Annotated in this window: 15 protein-coding genes; 7 read left to right on the top strand and 8 right to left on the bottom strand. The window is 45.4% G+C overall.

The genetic code is table 11. The annotated features are described in order from the left end of the window. Positions 1-7 precede the first annotated feature (7 nt). The 5 genes from lhpI (at position 8) to VEA_RS10620 (ending at position 5,276) form a co-directional block, all read left to right on the top strand. Complete coding sequence (gene lhpI / locus VEA_RS10640; protein ID WP_012841896.1) at positions 8-982, top strand: bifunctional Delta(1)-pyrroline-2-carboxylate/Delta(1)-piperideine-2-carboxylate reductase; 975 nt, start codon at positions 8-10, stop codon at positions 980-982. Positions 983-1,038: 56 nt separating this feature from the next. Next, complete coding sequence (locus VEA_RS10635; protein ID WP_006741632.1) at positions 1,039-1,953, top strand: dihydrodipicolinate synthase family protein; 915 nt, start codon at positions 1,039-1,041, stop codon at positions 1,951-1,953. Positions 1,954-2,026: 73 nt separating this feature from the next. Further along, positions 2,027-3,148, top strand: a complete 1,122-nt coding sequence (locus VEA_RS10630) for an ABC transporter ATP-binding protein (protein WP_006741631.1) — start codon at positions 2,027-2,029, stop codon at positions 3,146-3,148. Continuing rightward, positions 3,145-4,425 carry an ABC transporter permease gene (locus tag VEA_RS10625; protein ID WP_006741630.1) on the top strand — a complete coding sequence of 427 codons (1,281 nt, stop codon included), beginning with the start codon at positions 3,145-3,147 and terminating at the stop codon, positions 4,423-4,425. The genes VEA_RS10630 and VEA_RS10625 overlap by 4 nt, the downstream gene beginning before the upstream one ends. Before the next feature lie 2 nt (positions 4,426-4,427). Then, positions 4,428-5,276: an ABC transporter permease gene (locus tag VEA_RS10620; protein ID WP_006741629.1), complete on the top strand. Its 849-nt coding sequence runs from the start codon at positions 4,428-4,430 to the stop codon at positions 5,274-5,276. Positions 5,277-5,396: 120 nt separating this feature from the next. Here the strand turns inward: VEA_RS10620 and VEA_RS10615 are convergent, their stop codons facing one another. Continuing rightward, positions 5,397-5,831: a hypothetical protein gene (locus tag VEA_RS10615; protein ID WP_012841895.1), complete on the bottom strand. Its 435-nt coding sequence runs from the start codon at positions 5,829-5,831 to the stop codon at positions 5,397-5,399. Positions 5,832-6,276: 445 nt separating this feature from the next. On the opposite strand from VEA_RS10615, the gene VEA_RS10610 reads away from it, so the two are divergent. Together VEA_RS10610 and VEA_RS10605 are read left to right on the top strand one after the other, a co-directional pair. Next, complete coding sequence (locus tag VEA_RS10610) at positions 6,277-6,810, top strand: hypothetical protein (protein ID WP_012841894.1); 534 nt, start codon at positions 6,277-6,279, stop codon at positions 6,808-6,810. Positions 6,811-7,160: 350 nt separating this feature from the next. Next, complete coding sequence (locus VEA_RS10605; RefSeq protein WP_006741628.1) at positions 7,161-9,605, top strand: collagenase; 2,445 nt, start codon at positions 7,161-7,163, stop codon at positions 9,603-9,605. Between the two features lie 159 nt (positions 9,606-9,764). On the opposite strand, the gene VEA_RS10600 is transcribed toward VEA_RS10605, so the two are convergent. The 7 genes from VEA_RS10600 to VEA_RS10570 all read right to left on the bottom strand — a co-directional run bounded on the left by VEA_RS10600 (position 9,765) and on the right by VEA_RS10570 (position 18,540). Beyond that, the gene (locus tag VEA_RS10600) at positions 9,765-11,561 is read right to left on the bottom strand and encodes an aminopeptidase P family protein (protein ID WP_006741627.1); all 1,797 of its coding nucleotides are present in this window, start codon (positions 11,559-11,561) and stop codon (positions 9,765-9,767) included. After that, the gene (locus VEA_RS10595; RefSeq protein ID WP_006741626.1) at positions 11,561-12,553 is read right to left on the bottom strand and encodes an ABC transporter ATP-binding protein; all 993 of its coding nucleotides are present in this window, start codon (positions 12,551-12,553) and stop codon (positions 11,561-11,563) included. Before VEA_RS10595 ends, VEA_RS10600 begins: the two co-directional genes overlap by 1 nt. Before the next feature lie 9 nt (positions 12,554-12,562). After that, positions 12,563-13,546 (bottom strand): ABC transporter ATP-binding protein, encoded by a 984-nt coding sequence (locus VEA_RS10590; RefSeq protein ID WP_006741625.1) that lies wholly within the window; start codon positions 13,544-13,546, stop codon positions 12,563-12,565. 9 nt (positions 13,547-13,555) lie between these two features. Further along, positions 13,556-14,488, bottom strand: a complete 933-nt coding sequence (locus tag VEA_RS10585) for an ABC transporter permease subunit (RefSeq protein WP_005377839.1) — start codon at positions 14,486-14,488, stop codon at positions 13,556-13,558. A 9-nt stretch (positions 14,489-14,497) separates the two neighbouring features. Beyond that, the gene (gene oppB / locus VEA_RS10580; protein ID WP_006741624.1) at positions 14,498-15,418 is read right to left on the bottom strand and encodes an oligopeptide ABC transporter permease OppB; all 921 of its coding nucleotides are present in this window, start codon (positions 15,416-15,418) and stop codon (positions 14,498-14,500) included. 144 nt (positions 15,419-15,562) lie between these two features. Beyond that, complete coding sequence (locus VEA_RS10575; RefSeq protein WP_006741623.1) at positions 15,563-17,173, bottom strand: peptide ABC transporter substrate-binding protein; 1,611 nt, start codon at positions 17,171-17,173, stop codon at positions 15,563-15,565. A 260-nt stretch (positions 17,174-17,433) separates the two neighbouring features. Continuing rightward, positions 17,434-18,540 (bottom strand): M20/M25/M40 family metallo-hydrolase, encoded by a 1,107-nt coding sequence (locus VEA_RS10570; RefSeq protein WP_006741622.1) that lies wholly within the window; start codon positions 18,538-18,540, stop codon positions 17,434-17,436. Between the last annotated feature and the right edge of the window lie 486 nt (positions 18,541-19,026).

The following is a 19,026-nucleotide window of genomic DNA, read 5'->3' as shown; positions in this document are numbered from 1 at the left end:
AGAAATGATGAAAGTCATCGAAGCACAGCAAGTCGCGCAATGTTTAACAATGAAGTCTCTTATTGAAACGATGCGTGAAATGTACTCGCGGCCAGCGACAATACCTCAACGCCGAGTCATGCCCTTAGAAGAGGGAGAATACGAGGCGTTTGCGCTACTTCCAGCTTGGAACCAGGAGTTGATTGCGGTGAAAGCCTTTACGTATTTCCCGCATAATCCTGAGCAAGGCAAAGATACGCTTGCATCTAAGCTGCTTGTTTTCAGACGAAACGATGGTGAGCCGCTCGCACTCGTGGACGGTAAAGTTTTAACGTTTTGGCGCACCGCCGCAGCTTCTGCGTTGGCAGCGGACTATTTAGCGCGTCCCGATGCTGATCGTCTGTTGATCTGCGGAACGGGCAATCTTGCGCCTTATTTTGCGTGGGCATACGCTGCGGTTCGCCCACTTAAGCAGGTTTATATTTGGGGGCGTAACTCAGACAAAGCCGAGGCGACGGTAGATGCCATTGTGTCATCTTCAGAGTATCAGTCGCTTCCTGATGAGCGTCGGTTTCGCGTTTCAGTCGTAGAAAAAGTGGACCACGTTATCAAACACGTTGACATCATCAGTTGTATTACCGCATCAGCAGAGCCTTTGTTTAATGGCGCGGACGTGCAGCCGGGTACCCATATTGATTTGGTCGGTAATCATGACTTGGATAAGCGTGAATGCGACTCAGAAGCAGTGCAACGAGCGCAGGTGTATGTCGATAGCCGCATTAACGTATTAGCCGAAGCGGGCGATCTTCTCATTCCAATTCAAGAGGGCGTATTCACGTCAGACGATATCAAAGGGGAATTACCGCAGCTTTGCGCCCAACAAATCTCAGGACGTCAAAACGATGAGGTCATTACTTTATACAAATCAGTTGGCAGTGCTTTGGCTGATTTGGCCGCTGTAAAGGCGGTGTTGTTAGAAAATGGCATAGATAGCCATGCCTGAGCATTTTTGCTCGTTTATTTAAATTGCATACAATATACATATAAGGAAAGTAGTTCATGAAAATTGATTGGAAAGGTGTTTATCCGGCGGTCAGTACGCAATTTCGTCAAGATCAGTCAATCGACTTAGACGCAACGCAAACCGTTATAGATAACCAAATTAAAGATGGTGTGAATGGCATTATCTGCTTGGGTACCGTCGGTGAGAACTGCGCGTTGTTCCCGGAGGAGAAACGCCAGGTCTTGCAAGCGGCAAAAGAAGTCGTAAATGGCCGTGTGCCTTTGATTGCTGGTACAGCAGAGTCTATTACCACAGCAGCTGTTGATTACATGCAGGATGCGTACAAAATTGGTATCGATGGTTGTATGGTGATGCCTGCCATGGTTTACCGCACGTCTGAGAGCGAAACGTTCGAATATTACCGCACGCTAGCAGAAGCAACGCCAGAAATGCCAATCATGATTTACAACAACCCGGTTGCTTATGGTGTCGATGTAAACCTCGATATCATGGCGAAACTGGCTGAGTTTGAAAGCATTGTGGCTATCAAAGAGTCGACCACTGATACTCGTCGTATCACCGAGCTTTACAATAAATTTGATGACCGCTTTACCGTGTTCAGTGGTGTTGATGACATCGCTCTTGAATCATTGATGCTAGGCGCGACTGGCTGGATTTCTGGTTTAACCAACGCATTCCCAGAAGAGTCCGTCGCGATTTATAAACTGGCAAGCCAAGGTCGTTATGCTGAAGCGTTAGAAATCTACCGTTGGTTCTTACCGCTACTGCGTTTAGACACCATTCCTACGCTGGTTCAGTGCATTAAACTGGCCGAGCAAGTCTGCGGACGTGGATCTGAACAAGTTCGTGCGCCACGCCAACTTTTACAAGGTGAAGAGCGTCAACAAGTCATTCAAATGGTTGAACATGCGTTAGAAACCCGCTTAGACCTATCCAAATACAATCTGTAATTGTGCTGTTTAGTAGAGCGTTAACTGACGCTCTACTCATTCGTAATATTCAAAAAATGAGAAGAGGGAAGTCATGAGCACGGAAAACAAGGACTATGTCAGCTTTCAACACGTTAAGAAAACCTACGATGGCACGAATTTGGTGGTGAAAGACTTCAACTTAGATATTGCTCCTGGAGAGTTCGTTACTATGTTGGGGCCGTCAGGATCGGGCAAGACCACTTGCTTAATGATGCTAGCGGGCTTTGAAACCGCGACCGGTGGAGACATTTATATCGATGGCGTTCCCGTTAATCATCTCGCGCCGCACAAGCGCGATATCGGTATGGTGTTTCAAAACTATGCGTTGTTTCCACATATGACCATTGCCGAGAATCTTGCGTTTCCTTTAAAGGTGCGAAAACTCGACAGTTACACGATTCAAAGCAAAGTTCAGAGTGTATTAGAAATGGTCGAGCTTGAGCATGTTGCGACTCGATACCCAAAGCAGTTATCAGGTGGTCAACAACAGCGTGTTGCGTTAGCGCGAGCATTAGTGTTTGAGCCTAAACTCGTGTTGATGGATGAACCGCTCGGCGCATTAGATAAGCAGCTGCGTGAGCAAATGCAGATGGAAATTAAACATTTGCATGAAAAGCTTGGCATCACCATTTTGTATGTGACGCACGATCAAGACGAAGCTCTCACTATGTCCGACCGTATTGCGGTTTTTAATCACGGCGAAGTGCAACAACTCGCGACACCAACCGAGCTTTATGAATCTCCGAGTAATACGTTTGTGGCGCAGTTTATCGGAGAAAACAACCAACTCTCAGGTTTAGTCAAAGAGTGGAACGGAAAGTATTGCCAAGTGCTCGTTGGGAAAGAGTTATTTACTGCGAAACCTGTCAGAGTATCTGAGCAAAGGCAGAGAACAACACTTTCCATTCGACCAGAAAAGATTGTTATTCAACCAGAGAAAGCGTCTTGTGAGAACCAAGTCTCGGGTGTCTTACGAGAATTGATTTATCACGGTGATCATTATCGTCTGGTCGTCGAAGTAGAGAGCGTTGGTCACTTCATCGTTAAAGTACCTAACGATAATCGTAAACACTTGCAGTTAACGCCTGGCTCAATTTGTCGTATTGGTTGGCAAAGTGACGATTGCCATGCTCTTGATGGGACACAAACTCAAAGTAGCGAGGTAGCAGCATGAGTCGAGAGCTAACCGCATTAGATTCTGTATTGGAAATCGAACGTCAAGTTCATCAACAAGAAACCAATCTTAAAGCGCAGTTGCAAAAGGCGGAGCGCCGAAAAAAGCTTCGCTCCATTATGCTCACAACGCCATTGGTGTGTTTTATTCTGCTTACGTTTGCTTTTCCTATCCTCGACATGCTTTATCGAAGCGTGGATAACCGAGAAATATCCCAGTCACTGCCACAAACTATTCAAGCCTTGGAAAGTTGGGATTATCAAGGTCAGCCTCATCAAGAAGTCATTGAGGCATTCTCTGTTGAAGTACTTGCGCTTTATCAAAGCAAAGAGCTACCGAAAATAGCCAGCCGGATGAATATTGAAGAGTCTGGTATGCGCAGCTTATTGATGAAAACAGGTAGAAAGTTGTCTCGTTTGACGTCGCTGCCTAGCTCGGTGACACTGTTGGCCAAGCTTGATAAGCGATGGACTAATCCTAAATATTGGGCGGCGTTTAAGAATCTTAGTGGCGCATTAACATTCAGTCATTATCTTGCTGCGCTAGACTTGCAAGTGAATGAGTTTGGAGACATTGAGCCCCAACCAGAAAAACGCCAAATATACGTCGACCTTTTCTTTAAAACTTTTTGGATGTCTATTTCAATCACCTTAATTTGTTTGGTGATGGCGTACCCCGTTGCTTACCTGCTTGCCAATTTACCTGATAAGCGCGCGAACTTACTTTTAATCATTGTGCTGCTGCCATTTTGGACGTCATTATTAGTCAGAACCACGTCTTGGATTGTTCTGCTGCAAAACCAAGGGGTCATTAATGATCTCCTTATTTGGTCGGGTTTTACTTCCGAGCGAATTCAGATGATTCACAATACCTTCGGAACGGTGGTGTCTATGGTTCACATTCTGTTGCCGTTTATGATCCTGCCTCTGTATAGCGTAATGAAAGGAATTAGCCCAACTTATTTCCGTGCCGCTCGTTCTCTAGGCGCGACGCCTTTCATTGCGTTCATCAAAGTTTATATGCCGCTTACGTTACCGGGGATAGGTGCGGGGGCCTTGCTCACTTTCATTCTTTCTATTGGTTTCTACATTACGCCCGCTTTGGTTGGTGGAAGAAGCGGACAGATGATCTCCAATATGATTGCCTATCATATGCAGACATCACTGAACTGGGGGATGGCTGGCGCATTGGGTGGACTGCTTTTGTTCGTTGTACTGGTTCTGTTTTATATGTTCAACCGTGTGGTTGGCATGAATAATCTTAAGGTAGGAGGATAACCATGGCATTACCAAACTATGCATCAAAAGTAGAGAGAGTTGCTTACGCAGGTTACTTAGCTTTTTGTGGGGTGGTGCTGTTCTTTTTAATCGCTCCAATTCTGACCATCATCCCGTTATCGTTTAATGCAACGCCTTACTTTACTTTTACCGAGGGGATGTTAAACCTTGATTCGGCAGCGTATTCTACTCGCTGGTATCAAGAAATGTTTACTAGTGATCAGTGGCTGTTGGCGCTGAAAAACAGCACGTTTATTGCTTTTATGGCGACACTCGTTGCAACAGGGCTGGGAACTCTGGCGGCGTTGGGTTTAGCCAGTAGTAATTTGCCTTTTCGTAATACCATTATGGCGCTGTTGATCTCACCCATGATCGTACCAGTCATTATCTCTGCTGCTGCGATGTACTTTTTCTACACACGCCTTGGCTTATCACAAACTTATCTAGGCGTCATTTTGGCACACGCTGCGTTAGGTACGCCTTTTGTCGTCATTACCGTTACTGCGACGTTAAGCGGCTTTGACCATAGCTTGGTAAAAGCGGCGGCTAGCTTAGGAGCAAACCCTGTTTATACTTTCAGACACATTACCTTTCCGCTGATTCGTCCGGGGATGATTTCTGGCGGCTTGTTTGCCTTTGGCACCTCGTTCGACGAGGTTGTGGTGGCGTTATTCCTGACTGGGGCAGAACAAAAAACCGTTCCGAGGCAGATGTGGTCAGGAATTCGAGAGCAAATTAGTCCGACCATATTGGCGGTCGCTACGTTGTTGATTTTTATGTCGGTGTGTTTGCTCGTGACATTAGAAGTTTTACGTAGACGTAATGTACGCATTAGAGGCATTCAAGAATAACCAGACTTTTTCTTTGTTGGTCACTTTGCACTTTTGTTTAGGGGCACCTCAATTTTTGAACAAATGCGCCTCATTGTAGGCGCTTTTCTTTTGTGTTTGTCGTCAGCGATGACTGACATATCACTCTTGTAGCTTAATGCCAGCTTGCTCGAAACGTGCCAAAGGCGACTTGTTCGATTGCTGATACCAACTAGCTGGCATGTTTGGTTTAAGTTGGGCTTTTTCTTCCTTGCTAATCACAACATAGTGTAAAAACGCATCAAGTGTAGTTCCCATCACGTCAAACGTCATTTCCCCGTCTTTGCTGATGGCTTTCAATAACCCAACGACGGCTTCCTCAGGGACTAACGATTCAACCACCGCCTTTTTTCGCTCTTTTATTGATGTTGAAGCGGGCAGGTTTGCACGTGCCGTCTCCCAGCAAACTTTGTTGGTTTTACTGATAAGGTTGTGCTTGTAGCAGTAGTAACTGAATAAAAAGCGTGGCAGGTTTTGCCAGCGTTCGGCTTGGACTTCTAACCAAAGGTGTTGTAGCTCGATATCAGCGTCGGTCATAAATATTATGCTAGGTTACCAGAGTAGTGGCATTCTAACGTTTCATCAGTAACCCCGTCTATGATCAGCATAGTCCGATGTAGTATGTTGAAATTTTGGTTCTCAATGAAATAGTGGCTTTTCATTACTGTAAATAGTGAGTGTTTTGTCCAATCTCTGACATTGATATTTGACTTTGGTAGTAGAGTGTGAGCGTTTTTGTTTTTATAGTGTCAATTTTATACCGTTACATACTTGGGATTGCCTTTTCTAAAATAAATACTTTTATCAAAGTAACTGTGTGATTTTCATTCAAATAGTTGGTGGTTCTAAGTGATGAAAATTCTGTTTATTACGTTACAATCGAGATTAGGTAGTAATGTGTAGCGTGCTGACGAAAACCTCGCGTCTTCTATCTTGCTTTTTGTGTGCTACTTTTTAGTAAGTATCTTTTGGGTGGATTTTTATGTTTGGAGTTAAAAGAAATGCTGCTATATCTGGCTTGTATCAAGCAAGTGAGTTAAAAGCAAAGCTGTTCTCCAAGGAGTTGGAAATCTTAAGACTTAGGGCTGAGTCTGAGTTTAATAAAGTGCTCGATGAGTTACTAAGAATTAAAGATAACAATACCAGACTACGTGAAAGTGGACTTATTGATAAGCTCGAGCAAGAAAAGTCTAAGTGGAACAGCGGTCAGCTTAAAGATATCGAACAGCGCATAAGTAACGTTGAGCTCTTTATCAAGGATTGTGTTTTATATATCAGCAACATTGAAACCCAATTCGCTAAAGATAGCGACTCAGGGTATGGTGAATTGAGTTGCCGTGCTCTTGAAGATGAATTGGAAACACTGTCTTTTAGTAAGATCCTTAACGCATCAGCGCATGAGTACTTTTATAATTCTAAAGAGTATGAAATGTACCTTGAAAACACACCAAATACCGAATTTTTGCACGCGTTAAAAGAACAAATTACCGCACTCTTCGACCACAAAGCAGCCTAGAACCTACAGAGTATTAGCCCATTGTCCGATTCCTTCTTTAGGGGCTTTGATTCGCGAGTTTTTACCGACCCGCTTTGTAGTATACCTAGCCATTTAACGTGCTGGGTATACCCGTTTAACTACACGTTTCTTCTCTAGCTCATCTCTATTTTTTAACAAATACGAATTTTTAAAGCTCACTCCGTGTTCCTTCTGGTACCAAAAACTGATACCGCCACACCCAGTTGTTAACAAAATGTTTCTTCTTGTCTTGCGAGTAGATTATATGGAGATGCTCTTGCAGTAATAAGGGCAGTGGCGATGCAAAAGACGTAATGCATCTAAGGAAAACTCAATATAGAAGAAATTAGATGGAACTGAAGATTTTGAGTGTCGCGATTGCGACAACATTAACCAGCACTGGCGTATTTGCGTTAAGCGAGCCAGTTTCTCAAGTTACAGAGCAACATGCACATTCGGCTCATACACACGGTGTTGAATCCAATCGAGTTGAATACCAACCAACCGCAACTCTCCCAATTCAGCCCTCTAAGGCAACTCGAGTACAGTCACTTGCAAGCCTTGATGAGTCGAGCACTGCTTGTGATTTGGAGGCATTGGTTACCGAAAGCAGTAACCAATTGATCAGCGAAATTTTAAGTCAGGGCGCGACGTGTGTGAACCAGTTATTCTCTGCTGAAAGTCGGATTCAAGAGTCGGTATTTAGCTCCGATCATATGTACAACATCGCTAAGCACACTACGACATTGGCGAAGGGGTATACGGGTGGCGGGAGCGATGAACTAGAAACGTTGTTCTTATACTTACGCGCGGGTTATTACGCCGAGTTTTACAATGACAACATCTCATTTATTGAATGGGTAACCCCTGCGGTGAAAGAGTCCGTGGATGCGTTTGTTAACAACGCAAACTTCTACGAGAACAGCGATCGTCATGGCAAAGTGCTTAGTGAAGTTATCATCACTATGGATAGTGCGGGCTTGCAGCACGCGTACTTACCGCAAGTGACCCAGTGGCTTACACGTTGGAATGATCAATACGCCCAGCACTGGTATATGCGCAATGCGGTTAATGGTGTTTTCACTATTTTGTTTGGTGGGCAGTGGAACGAGCAATTTGTGCAAGTAATTGGTAACCAAACAGACCTTGCCAAAGCTTTAGGCGATTTTGCTCTAAGGGCGTCATCAATCGGTGCTGAAGATGAGTTTATGGCCGCGAATGCAGGGCGAGAGCTCGGGCGTCTGACCAAGTATACGGGTAACGCGAGTTCTGTTGTGAAGAGTCAGCTGAGTCGAATCTTTGAACAGTATGAAATGTATGGTCGGGGTGACGCGGTTTGGCTTGCGGCGGCGGACACCGCCTCATATTACGCAGATTGTAGTGAGTTCGGAATTTGTAATTTCGAAACTGAGCTAAAAGGCTTGGTGCTATCGCAAACTTATACTTGTAGTCCGACAATTCGAATATTGTCCCAGAATATGACGCAAGAGCAACACGCGGCCGCATGTTCTAAAATGGGCTACGAAGAGGGTTACTTTCATCAGTCATTAGAAACTGGTGAACAGCCAGTAAAAGATGACCACAATACTCAGATCCAAGTCAATATCTTCGATTCAAGCACCGATTATGGTAAGTACGCAGGGCCAATTTTCGATATTAGTACTGACAATGGCGGTATGTACTTGGAGGGCGATCCTTCCCAGCCGGGGAATATTCCCAACTTTATTGCTTATGAAGCCTCTTATGCGAACGCGGATCACTTTGTCTGGAACTTAGAGCACGAATACGTGCATTACTTAGATGGTCGATTTGATCTCTATGGAGGGTTTAGTCATCCAACTGAAAAAATAGTGTGGTGGAGTGAAGGCATTGCAGAGTATGTCGCTCAAGAAAATGACAACCAAGCAGCACTTGAGACGATTTTAGACGGCTCGACGTATACCTTAAGTGAGATTTTCGAGACTACTTATGATGGGTTTGATGTCGATCGAATTTATCGTTGGGGGTACTTAGCTGTACGTTTTGTGTTTGAAAATCATAAAGATGACGTAAACCAAATGCTGGTGGAAACACGCCAAGGGAATTGGAGCAATTACAAGGCCACGATCACCCAATGGGCGAATTTGTATCAAAGTGAGTTTGAGCAGTGGCAGCAAGCCCTTGTCTCAAATGGTGCACCTAATGCAGTCATAACCGCAAACAACAAGGGGAAAGTCGGTGAAAGCATTACATTTAGCAGTGAAAACAGTACAGACCCAAACGGGAAGATCGTCAGCGTCTTATGGGACTTCGGTGATGGCTCGACAAGTACACAAACCAAGCTGACGCACCAATATGGGAGTGAAGGGGAGTATTCGGTCAGCCTAAGTGTGACAGACAGTGAAGGCTTGACGGCAACCGCCACTCATACTGTTGTTATCTCAGCGTTGGGCGGTAATGACACATTGCCACAAGACTGCGCGGTGCAAAGTAAAGTAAGCGGTGGGCGCCTAACAGCAGGAGAACCAGTTTGCTTGGCAAATCAACAAACCATTTGGCTAAGCGTGCCAGCGGTGAATGAGAGCTCAAACCTGGCGATAACGACGGGGAATGGTACGGGCAACCTAAAGCTTGAATACAGTAACTCTGGTTGGCCGGATGATACTAATCTTCACGGATGGTCAGATAATATTGGTAATGGAGAGTGTATTACGTTGTCAAATCAGAGTAACTACTGGGGCTACGTTAAAGTCTCTGGTGACTTTGAGAATGCCGCCATCGTCGTTGATTTTGATGTTCAGAAGTGTCGTCAGTAGGACAATTTAACTACGTCATTTAAACTAAGTGGAGCGCCTCGCTAACATCGCGGGGCGTTTTTGTTTTTACGCCGTTATCTCTATAAAAAAACCAGCCCGAAGGCTGGCAAACAAGGAGTTTGAGATGAAAATGAAAACGTTATAAAACTGGCTTATATCCTATTTCTCAATAAGTTGGGTTGTGCTTTGCAGCCAGTTTTTATCTTGCGCATCAAGAAAAGGGCTAAGCGCCTGATAGACACGTGAATGGTAATGATTGAGCCAGTCTAGCTCTGCTTGATCTAGCATTGATAAATCAAGGGCGTTGGTCGCAATTGGAGCAAGAGTGATGGTCTCAAAACCGTAGAACGTGCCGAACTCATTTTGTTCTACTTCTACAACTTTAAGAATGTTCTCTATTCTTACCCCGTACTCACCTTCGCGATAAACGCCTGGTTCATTAGTAATGACCATACCCGGTTTTAGCTCAACCTCGCGGTGGCTTTGCGAGAAATTTTGTGGGCCTTCGTGAACATTCAAGCAAATGCCTACGCCGTGTCCAGTGCCGCACTTGTAATCAATACCATGTTGCCATAAGACGCCACGCGCCATGATATCAAGATTGGCACCCGTAGAGCCTTTCATGAATCGAGTTTGAGTCAGTCGGATGACCGCTTTGAGCACCAAGGTATAATCTTTGCGCTGCTTAATGGTCGGTGACCCGAAGTGGAAAGTACGGGTGATGTCTGTTGTCCCGCCAAGGTACTGACCACCAGAATCGACGAGAAAGAAGTTGCTTTCATTGACTGCCGCATTGCTTTCTTCATCGGCGGCATAATGCATTTTTGCCCCGTGAGCTGCGAAGCCTGCGATAGTGCGGAAACTGTCACTCACATAATGTCGGGTTTGACGGCGATAGTGATTCAGTTGTGCTTCAGCAGACAATTCTGTAACGAATCCGCTTGGAACTTGCTCTTCTAGCCAGTTCATAAACCTTACGATTGCCACACCATCATCTGTTAATGCCTGTTCTAGGCTAGTTAGCTCGGTCGCATTTTTTATGGCCTTCATTGCCGTTACAGGGCAAGCCATTGGCTTTAGATTCACATTCCGTTCAATCGAACTCACCAATAAGCTGTCTGTGTGAGTCGGGCTAAAGGCGAGCGATAATCCCTCACATTGCTGATTTAAATACTGGCTTACGTAGTTGTAATGGCGAATGTGTACACTCTGCTCGGTCAGCGCTCTTTCAACGTCTTGAGGCAGTTTGGCTTTATCAATAAACAGTGTCGCAAGTGATTGCTCTACGATTAGATACGCTTCAGAAACTGGGCAGTAATTCGTATCACCACCTCGAATATTCATTGTCCACATGACATCATCTAGCGTTGACACTAATAAGCTATCTACTTGGTTCTCGGTTAACCAAGAACGGATTCTCGCTAACTTATTTTCTGTGTCAACGCCAGCAAAAGCGGTGGGGTGCTCGAATACGGGTGCACTTGGGCGAGGTGGTCTTTCAAGCCAAATCGGTGCGAGTAAATCCAGGTCGAGAATGATCTTAATGTTTTTCGCTTCAAAGGCTTGTTTGAGGCCTTGATAAAAAGCGTAACTGATGGCGCGCCCGTCAACTGCGACAATACTGCTTTCTGGGAGCGTGGTAGCCAGCCATTTGGCAATTGTCGGCGTTTCTGGTTGTTTGGCTTTAAACAGTTCAAGTCCTGTGCCGTGTAACTGTTCTTCAGCTTGAATATAGTAACGACCATCAGTCCAAAGGCCACCACCTTGTTGGGTAATGACGACATCGCCTGCTGAGCCGGTAAAACCTGAAATCCAGCTTCGCGCTAACCAATGATCCGCTGAGTATTCGCTGTTATGCGGGTCATTATTGGTCACGATATATGCAGACACGTTGTGAAAAGACATTGCCTCACGCAATAATGTAAGGCGTTGGTTTACTGAGTTAGTATTGTTCATTAAATGGTTCCTAAAGTCATATTTGAGCAATAGATATGATGCTGATCCGAGCCTGTTTTTATTGGGTTCTGTTGCCCGCATACTTCTGTGGCTTCTGGACATCGAGTACGAAAAACGCAACCGCTCGGTGGATTAAGTGGAGACGGGAGATCACCGGGCAATAGTTGTATTTCACGGTCACGTGCTAATTGCGGATTAGCTATCGGGACGGCGGATAACAGTGCTTTGGTGTAGGGGTGTTGAGCATCATCAAATACTTTATCGTAACGTCCTACTTCCATAGGTTTACCAAGATACATCACCATAACGCGGTCGCTGATGTGGCGCACCACGCTTAAGTCGTGCGCAATCATTACCAGTGTTAACCCCATTTCTTGTTTAAGATCATCTAGAAGATTGATGACCTGAGCTTGTATGGAGACATCTAGCGCACTAACGGGTTCATCACACACGACCAAATCTGGATTGAGAATTAACGCTCTAGCAATGCCCACACGCTGGCATTGACCTCCGGAAAATTCATGTGGATAGCGGTTTCGCTGGCTCGCCAAGAGACCCACTTTATCCATCATAGCGATGACGCGCTTTTCTACCTCTGCTCGTTTAAGTTGTGGCTCATGGGTGAGCAGTGGTTCGGCGATGCATTCTGAGATGGTTAATCTCGGATTCAAACAAGCGGATGGGTCTTGAAACACCATCTGAAATTCTCTACGTCGAGAGGAAAGCTCTTTTTTACTAAACCCGAGCATGTCTTGACCTTTCCAAGTCAACTCGCCATGTGTAGGATCAATTAAGCGAAGTAAGGCGCGTGCAAGCGTTGATTTTCCGCAGCCCGATTCCCCCACAATGCCAAGTGTTTCACCTCGATAAACATCTAAGTCGATACCATTGACCGCTTTCACGATTTTACGTCGACTTGGAATAAGGTGACGCGACACTGGAAAGTGGACGTTTAAATCACGAGCAGACATGAGGACTTCTTTTTTATTCATAATGCCTCCTTAAGCTTTTATTTGAATAGGAGTGATAACGCTGGGTGCTTTAACGTGACAGGCAATGGACTGGCTCGTGTTCAATGGGGAAAACCGTGGGGTTTCGTATTGGCAACGCGTCTCTCGATGCTCGCACCGCTCTCTAAACGGACACCCTTGATGGTTAATCAACGCACTTGGTGGGTTACCTGGGATGGTTGGTAAACGTGGCATATCTTCAGTGATAGAAGGAATAGCCTTTAGCAGGCCTTGAGTGTAGGGGTGCGCAGGTTGAGCGAACAATGTCTCGGTATCGGATTGCTCCATTTTTTGACCACCATACATGACCAATACGCGATCACACATCTCGGCGACGACGCCCATATCGTGAGTGATCAGTAAAATTGCGGTGTTGAACTCTTGTTGTAAGTCTCGTAATAGCGTCAAAATTTGAGCCTGAACGGTCACATCCAGCGCGGTAGTTGGTTCGTCTGCAATTAACAACTCGGGCTTACACAACAATGCCATCGCTATCATGATTCGCTGACGCATTCCGCCAGATAATTCGTGAGGGTATTGATTCATCCGAGTCTCGGGAGAGGGAATACGCACCGCATCCAACATGTGAATCGATTCAACTTTTGCTTGTTTTCGGCTCATTCCTTTATGAATCATGAGAACTTCACAAAGCTGTTTGCCAATTTTCATGAATGGATTGAGTGACGTCATCGGATCTTGAAAGATCATTCCGATTTTCTCTGCAAGGATGCGGTTGAGCTGCTTTTTAGACATCGCGAGTAAATCATCACCGTGGAACATCGCGCTGCCAGACACGGCGCCGTTATCCGCGGTTAACCCCATTAACGCGAAGACAGACTGGCTTTTTCCCGAGCCTGACTCTCCAACAATCCCAAGAGTTTCGCCTGCTTTAATCGAGTAGGAGAGATTACTGACCGCTTGCACTTGCCCATCTGGCGTATCGAAGCGCACGTTCATGTTTTCAATAGATAGCATGGTTTGTCCTTATCGGTCTTTCGGGTCAAGAGCATCACGCAAGCCATCGCCGATGAAGTTAAAACAAAAGAGGGTGGCAACTAAAAACAGAGAGGGAAAAAGCAGCATCCACAATGCAACGTCAATCGTTTTTGCGCCTTCGGAGATTAGGATTCCCCAGCTTGTATCCGGTGGTTGAACACCAAGCCCTAAGAAGCTTAAAAACGATTCGAACATAATGAATCCAGGCACCATTAAGGAGGAATAAACCATCACGATACCAAGCACATTAGGCAGAACATGGCGTCGGACAATTGTCAATTTAGAAACCCCAATAGAGTGTGCGGCTTCGATGAATTCTCGCTTTTTGAGACCGAAGGTGACACCACGTACAACACGGGCAATGCCTAACCAAGATACCATTCCGATCACAATAAAGATCAGATAGATGTTGTTGCCAAAAAGGGTAACAAACAGGATAACCATAAACATAAATGGCACCGAATCGAGCACCTCAATAATGCGCATCATTACGCTATCGACAACGCCGCCAAGATAGCCGGAAATACTTCCCCAAATCGTACCAATAACAACGGCGACTAAGGCGCCAACAAAACCTACCAAAATAGAGAGCCTGCCGCCTTGCATCGTGCGAGCAAAGACATCTTGCCCGAGATCATCGGTACCAAAGTAATGACCACTGCTCAGTGAAGGTTTTCCTAGCTCGTATGGATCGATGAGCACTTCCCAGTCAATTTCATCATGGCCAAAAGCGGCAAGAGAGGGGCCGAAAGTGATGCATAAGGTAATGAACGCCAAAACATACACTGATGTCATCGCGGCTCTGTTTTTACGAAATCGAGTCCATGCATCCTGCCAAAGACTGCGACCTTCGACGGCTTCAATATTGTCGACGACTTGATCTTGAAGAGCTTGTGTATCCAGTTTTTTGATCGTTAACATGCTGGACTCCTAAACGCGTATGCGAGGGTCGATAATCGTATATAACAAGTCGACCACAAGGTTAAAGAAGATAGTGAGTGAAGCGACAATCAGAGTAATACCCATTACTAGGCCGTAATCGCGGTTGAGAGCCCCAGACACAAAGTGTTGTCCCATGCCACCTGTACCAAAGAAAATGTCGATAATCACCGATCCTGTCACAACAGACACAAACGCAGGGCCGAGCATCGCAACGACGGGAATCAGGGATGGTCGCAAAGCGTGATGGAATAAAATGTAGGTTGTGGACAAACCTTTGGCTTTTGCCGTTCGAATGTATGGTTGGTTGAGCGTTTCAATCATTGCGCCACGCATGACGCGTGCAATACTCGCAATGGAGCCAATCGCTAAGCTGAGCACGGGAAGAACAAGAAAAGCCAGCTTTCCTCCTTCCCAACCACCAGCAGGGAACCAGCCGAGCTGAATAGCGAAAATCATGACTAAAACCGGAGCAAGCACGAAAGCTGGAACCACAACTCCAGTCATCGAAAGTGTCATCAGGCCGTAATCTAGGCGGCTATTTCGGTTCAATGCCGCAATGGTGCCAAGTAACATGCCAAGTGGAACGGAGATACAAAAAGAGAGTACGCCTAATACTGCTGAAACTGGCCATGATTGTGCGACGAGCTGTGTAACACTGAAGTCTTGATAAACGAAGCTCGGACCGAGATCTCCTTGTATGAAATTACCAATGTAAATCCAAAACTGAGTAAGGAAGGGCTGGTCCAAATGGAATTTTGCTTCGATATTCGCACGTACCACTTCTGGCATAGGCCGTTCCATATCAAATGGTCCCCCCGGTGCAATGTGCATCAGCCAAAATGATACGAGTGCGATGAATAGAAGCGTGGGGATAGCGATAGTTAATCGCTTAACAATGTACCAAATCATGATCCATCATCCTTTGGTCATCCGAAATCACTTCGAACGGTTATGAATAAAAAATGGTCTGAGCTCAGGTTGCCTTCTCCACCGAGAGATATGAGGAACGACAAGTAAACATTGAACTTGCCGACTCAGACCGAAAACATGCTTTTAGTGGGCTTTCACATAGACATTCTTGCGGTAATACGAAGACTCAGGGTTTGTCAGTTCGTAGCCGCCCACATAAGGCTTGATGAGGTATTGATCGTTACCCGGACGATAAATAGGAATAATGGCCATGTCTTCAATCAGCATGCTTTCTGCTTGTAGATACAGTTCTGATGGATTGCTCATGGTCTTTGAACGAGCCATTAACTCGTCGTATTGCGGGTTGTTATAACGAGAATCGTTGTACTCGCCACTAGAAACGAAGATATCCAACCATGTAGAGGCTTCATTGTAGTCGGCCGTCCAGCCGCCGCGAGTAATGTCGGTCGGCTCTTTAAGTGCGTAGAACACTTTCGGTTCTAGCTGCTTTATCGTGACTTGCGCACCCAATCGGCTTTTCCACATGCCTGCCATGGTTGTTGCCATTTTTACGTCCATCGAGAAAGTTGGTACGGTAAACGTTAACTTAAGCGGATTGCTTTTATCGTATCCAGCTTCTGACAGTAATTGCTGCGCTTTTTCGATACGTTTATGGCGGTTCCAAGTTGCGAACTCAGGAGTGTGAGATTTAAAACCATCTGTTTGAGGGGGCACAAGGGTATACATTGGAACCCCACCGTTTCTCAAGATAGCACTCGTTAACAGTTGACGGTCAATGGCATATGAGAGGGCTTTACGGACCCGCACGTCTTTTGTTGGCCCTTGTTGAGTGTTGAGGTAATAGAATGTGGAGCCAAGAGACGCACTGGTGCTTGCCACTTCTTGTGGGCGCTGTTGAATTAGCTTTTTCTTCTGAGCGGCAGGAATGGAAACCGCTTGGTCTATCTCACCGGCTAGGTAGCGGTTTAGCACTACATTTGCATCACCAATTGGTAGCCAGGTGACTTTTTCCAGCACTACATTGCTTGCGTCCCAATAATGTGGGTTTTTAACCATCACTAGTTTTTCGTTAACTTTCCATTCAGAGACAGTAAACGCCCCATTTGTAACGATATGCTCAGGCTGGGTCCAACGGTTGCCATGTTTTTCAACGGTCGCTTTATGAACGGGTGCAAGCACTGGATGACTTAATAGTTTCGTAAAGAAGGGAATCGGCTCTTCGAGTGTTACCTGGAACGTTGTTTCATCCAGCGCCTTCACGCCCAAAGACTCGGGTTCTGCTTCGCCTTTCATAATGGCTTGTGAGTTTGCGATATTTGGAATGGCCGCAAACCAAGCGTACGGTGAAGCAGTGCTCGGATTCAGTAAGCGTTGCCAGCTGTAGACAAAATCTTGCGCAGTGACCGTTTCGCCATTTGACCATTTTGCATCACGTAAGTGGAAGGTATAAACCGTATTGTTGTCATTGACTGACCAAGACTCAGCAACACCAGGAATGGTTTTACCTTGCTTATCTTGAATGACCAGGCCTTCAAATAGGTCTCGACCGAGATTAAAAGCGGGCTCTGCGGCTTGCTTGGCTGGGTCAATAGAAGTAACTTCAGCCCCATTGTTTAGCGTAATTTCTTGTGTCTCATCGAGGGTCACACCTGCGGGATGCGGCGCGGCATAGCTTGGTGTTGCCAGTATTGGACTCATCATCGACGCTAATAAAAGCAACTTAGGTAATTTCATCCTTGTCTCACTCTTTTCATCCTGAAAGATGCTAGAAATGTATATTGTATAAATTATCTACACAATTGAGTTTTAACAATGTTGTAACAGGGTGCCAAATGTTGGGCTATTTGGTATCAAAAAGTGAGCTGGGGGATTGATATGGAGCCAGTACTAAGTCTGCATTACGGGGTAGGCTTTGTTTCGCGCAAATAAAAAATCCCCTTCAAGCGCGCGCTAAAAGGGGAGGGTAGTTCGTCTGTTCTTCAAAAGGTACGACGTTAACTGACTAGGAAATGTTTTACGAACTCAGTGATTTTGACCATATCACTTACCGCGATAAACTCTTCTGTCGTGTGTACTTTTGCCATGCCAGTTGAAAGATTGACCGTTGTGAGACCTTTCTTGTTAAAGTTGTTAGCATCGCTACCGCCGCCAGTGCCTTTTGTGAAAGCCTCAATTCCCAACTCTGCAAACGCCGCTTTTATAGCGCTAACGTGTGGGTGGTTTTCTTCAATAACAAATGCATCGTAGGCTCGGCTAGATTCAATGTCGACTTCTGCACCGTGTTTTTCACAGACAGACTCTAATGTTGAGATCATATGATTGACCTGAGCATCTAGTTTATTGCCATTCAGGGAGCGTGCTTCTGCGACGATTTTTAATTCAGGCATGACAATGTTTGTGGCCTGACCGCCATTCACTACACCGATGTTGGCTGTCGTTTCTTCGTCGATGCGAAGCAGCTTCATTTGGTTGATGGCATTTGCCGCCACCATGATCGCACTGATGCCTTCTTCTGGCGCAAGCCCTGCATGTGCTGGTCGACCTTTGATTGTTACCACGATTTTTTGCTGGCCTGGGGCTGCGGTCACAATAGTGCCAATAGGACCACCCGTATCTAACACGATTGCTTCCGTTGAAGTGACGTGTGACATATCGAAGTATTGTGAACCGAATAAACCGCCTTCTTCATACACGGTGAAAGCAAGTTCTAACGTTTTGTGCTCACGGTTTTCCGCTTGAATACAACGAACGGCTTCCATGATGGCAGCAATACCAGATTTATCATCGCCACCAAGAATCGTATTGCCTTTTGAACGGATAATGCCGTCTTCGATGATTGGCTCAATGCCAATACCTGGAGTGACCGTATCCATATGACAGCTCATTAGGATAGAGCCGTCTTTTTTGCCGTCTAAACGGGCGTACAGGTTAAAGCCGTTAGAAATGTGCTCAGGTACTGGAAGTTTGCGTACGGTAAAGCCTAGCTCGCCTAGCTGTTCTGCCAGTGTTTCTGCAATTTGTTTTTCGTTTTTTGATTCGCTGTCGATACGTACTAGTTGGCAAAAGTGTTCAACTAAGCGTTCTTGATTGATGTGTGTCATTAGATGTCTCTTTTTCTGATCGAGCGTGAAGCCTTGTGGCTCGGCTCGATAGGGAACAGAGCACCACTTATGGCACAGTTACTTTTGAATAAAACTGAGGTGAATCAATAAAGGAGTATCCATGACACGATTCTGACCGATGAGCCTTTCGAACTGTATGAAGCGTCACGAAACATTACTTTTGATGTTTTGCAGGATCAAATGAATAAATCGGATAGAGATAGGGTGCAATAGACTTTCCATCCCCTTTTACTTTTTGAGCTACGTTGCCAAGATAAAATGCCAAAGTAACAACTTTTTTACATTTTGTGTGTTGGCGTAAAGCCGAAAATATCAATCTAATATATTGAAAATAAGCGGTTTGTTTGATGTTTACGAAAGTGGGTTCGATGTGCCTCCTGTGTGTAACATATATTTTACAATTATGCGTAAAAATCGCCAAGGTAAAGATTTCTCCCCACGTATTCCAATTTCTCAAGACCTGCG

It is taken from the genome of Vibrio antiquarius (assembly GCF_000024825.1).
Taxonomy (GTDB): domain Bacteria; phylum Pseudomonadota; class Gammaproteobacteria; order Enterobacterales; family Vibrionaceae; genus Vibrio; species Vibrio diabolicus.
This window is presented reverse-complemented; position numbering and strand designations above follow the sequence as displayed.

Coding starts and splice junctions, on each gene's coding strand:
- lhpI (WP_012841896.1), top strand. CDS start 8: ATGAAAGTCATCGAAGCACAGCAAGTCGCGCAATGTTTAACAATGAAG.
- VEA_RS10635 (WP_006741632.1), top strand. CDS start 1,039: ATGAAAATTGATTGGAAAGGTGTTTATCCGGCGGTCAGTACGCAATTT.
- VEA_RS10630 (WP_006741631.1), top strand. CDS start 2,027: ATGAGCACGGAAAACAAGGACTATGTCAGCTTTCAACACGTTAAGAAA.
- VEA_RS10625 (WP_006741630.1), top strand. CDS start 3,145: ATGAGTCGAGAGCTAACCGCATTAGATTCTGTATTGGAAATCGAACGT.
- VEA_RS10620 (WP_006741629.1), top strand. CDS start 4,428: ATGGCATTACCAAACTATGCATCAAAAGTAGAGAGAGTTGCTTACGCA.
- VEA_RS10615 (WP_012841895.1), bottom strand. CDS start 5,831: ATGACCGACGCTGATATCGAGCTACAACACCTTTGGTTAGAAGTCCAA.
- VEA_RS10610 (WP_012841894.1), top strand. CDS start 6,277: ATGTTTGGAGTTAAAAGAAATGCTGCTATATCTGGCTTGTATCAAGCA.
- VEA_RS10605 (WP_006741628.1), top strand. CDS start 7,161: ATGGAACTGAAGATTTTGAGTGTCGCGATTGCGACAACATTAACCAGC.
- VEA_RS10600 (WP_006741627.1), bottom strand. CDS start 11,561: ATGAACAATACTAACTCAGTAAACCAACGCCTTACATTATTGCGTGAG.
- VEA_RS10595 (WP_006741626.1), bottom strand. CDS start 12,553: ATGAATAAAAAAGAAGTCCTCATGTCTGCTCGTGATTTAAACGTCCAC.
- VEA_RS10590 (WP_006741625.1), bottom strand. CDS start 13,546: ATGCTATCTATTGAAAACATGAACGTGCGCTTCGATACGCCAGATGGG.
- VEA_RS10585 (WP_005377839.1), bottom strand. CDS start 14,488: ATGTTAACGATCAAAAAACTGGATACACAAGCTCTTCAAGATCAAGTC.
- oppB (WP_006741624.1), bottom strand. CDS start 15,418: ATGATTTGGTACATTGTTAAGCGATTAACTATCGCTATCCCCACGCTT.
- VEA_RS10575 (WP_006741623.1), bottom strand. CDS start 17,173: ATGAAATTACCTAAGTTGCTTTTATTAGCGTCGATGATGAGTCCAATA.
- VEA_RS10570 (WP_006741622.1), bottom strand. CDS start 18,540: ATGACACACATCAATCAAGAACGCTTAGTTGAACACTTTTGCCAACTA.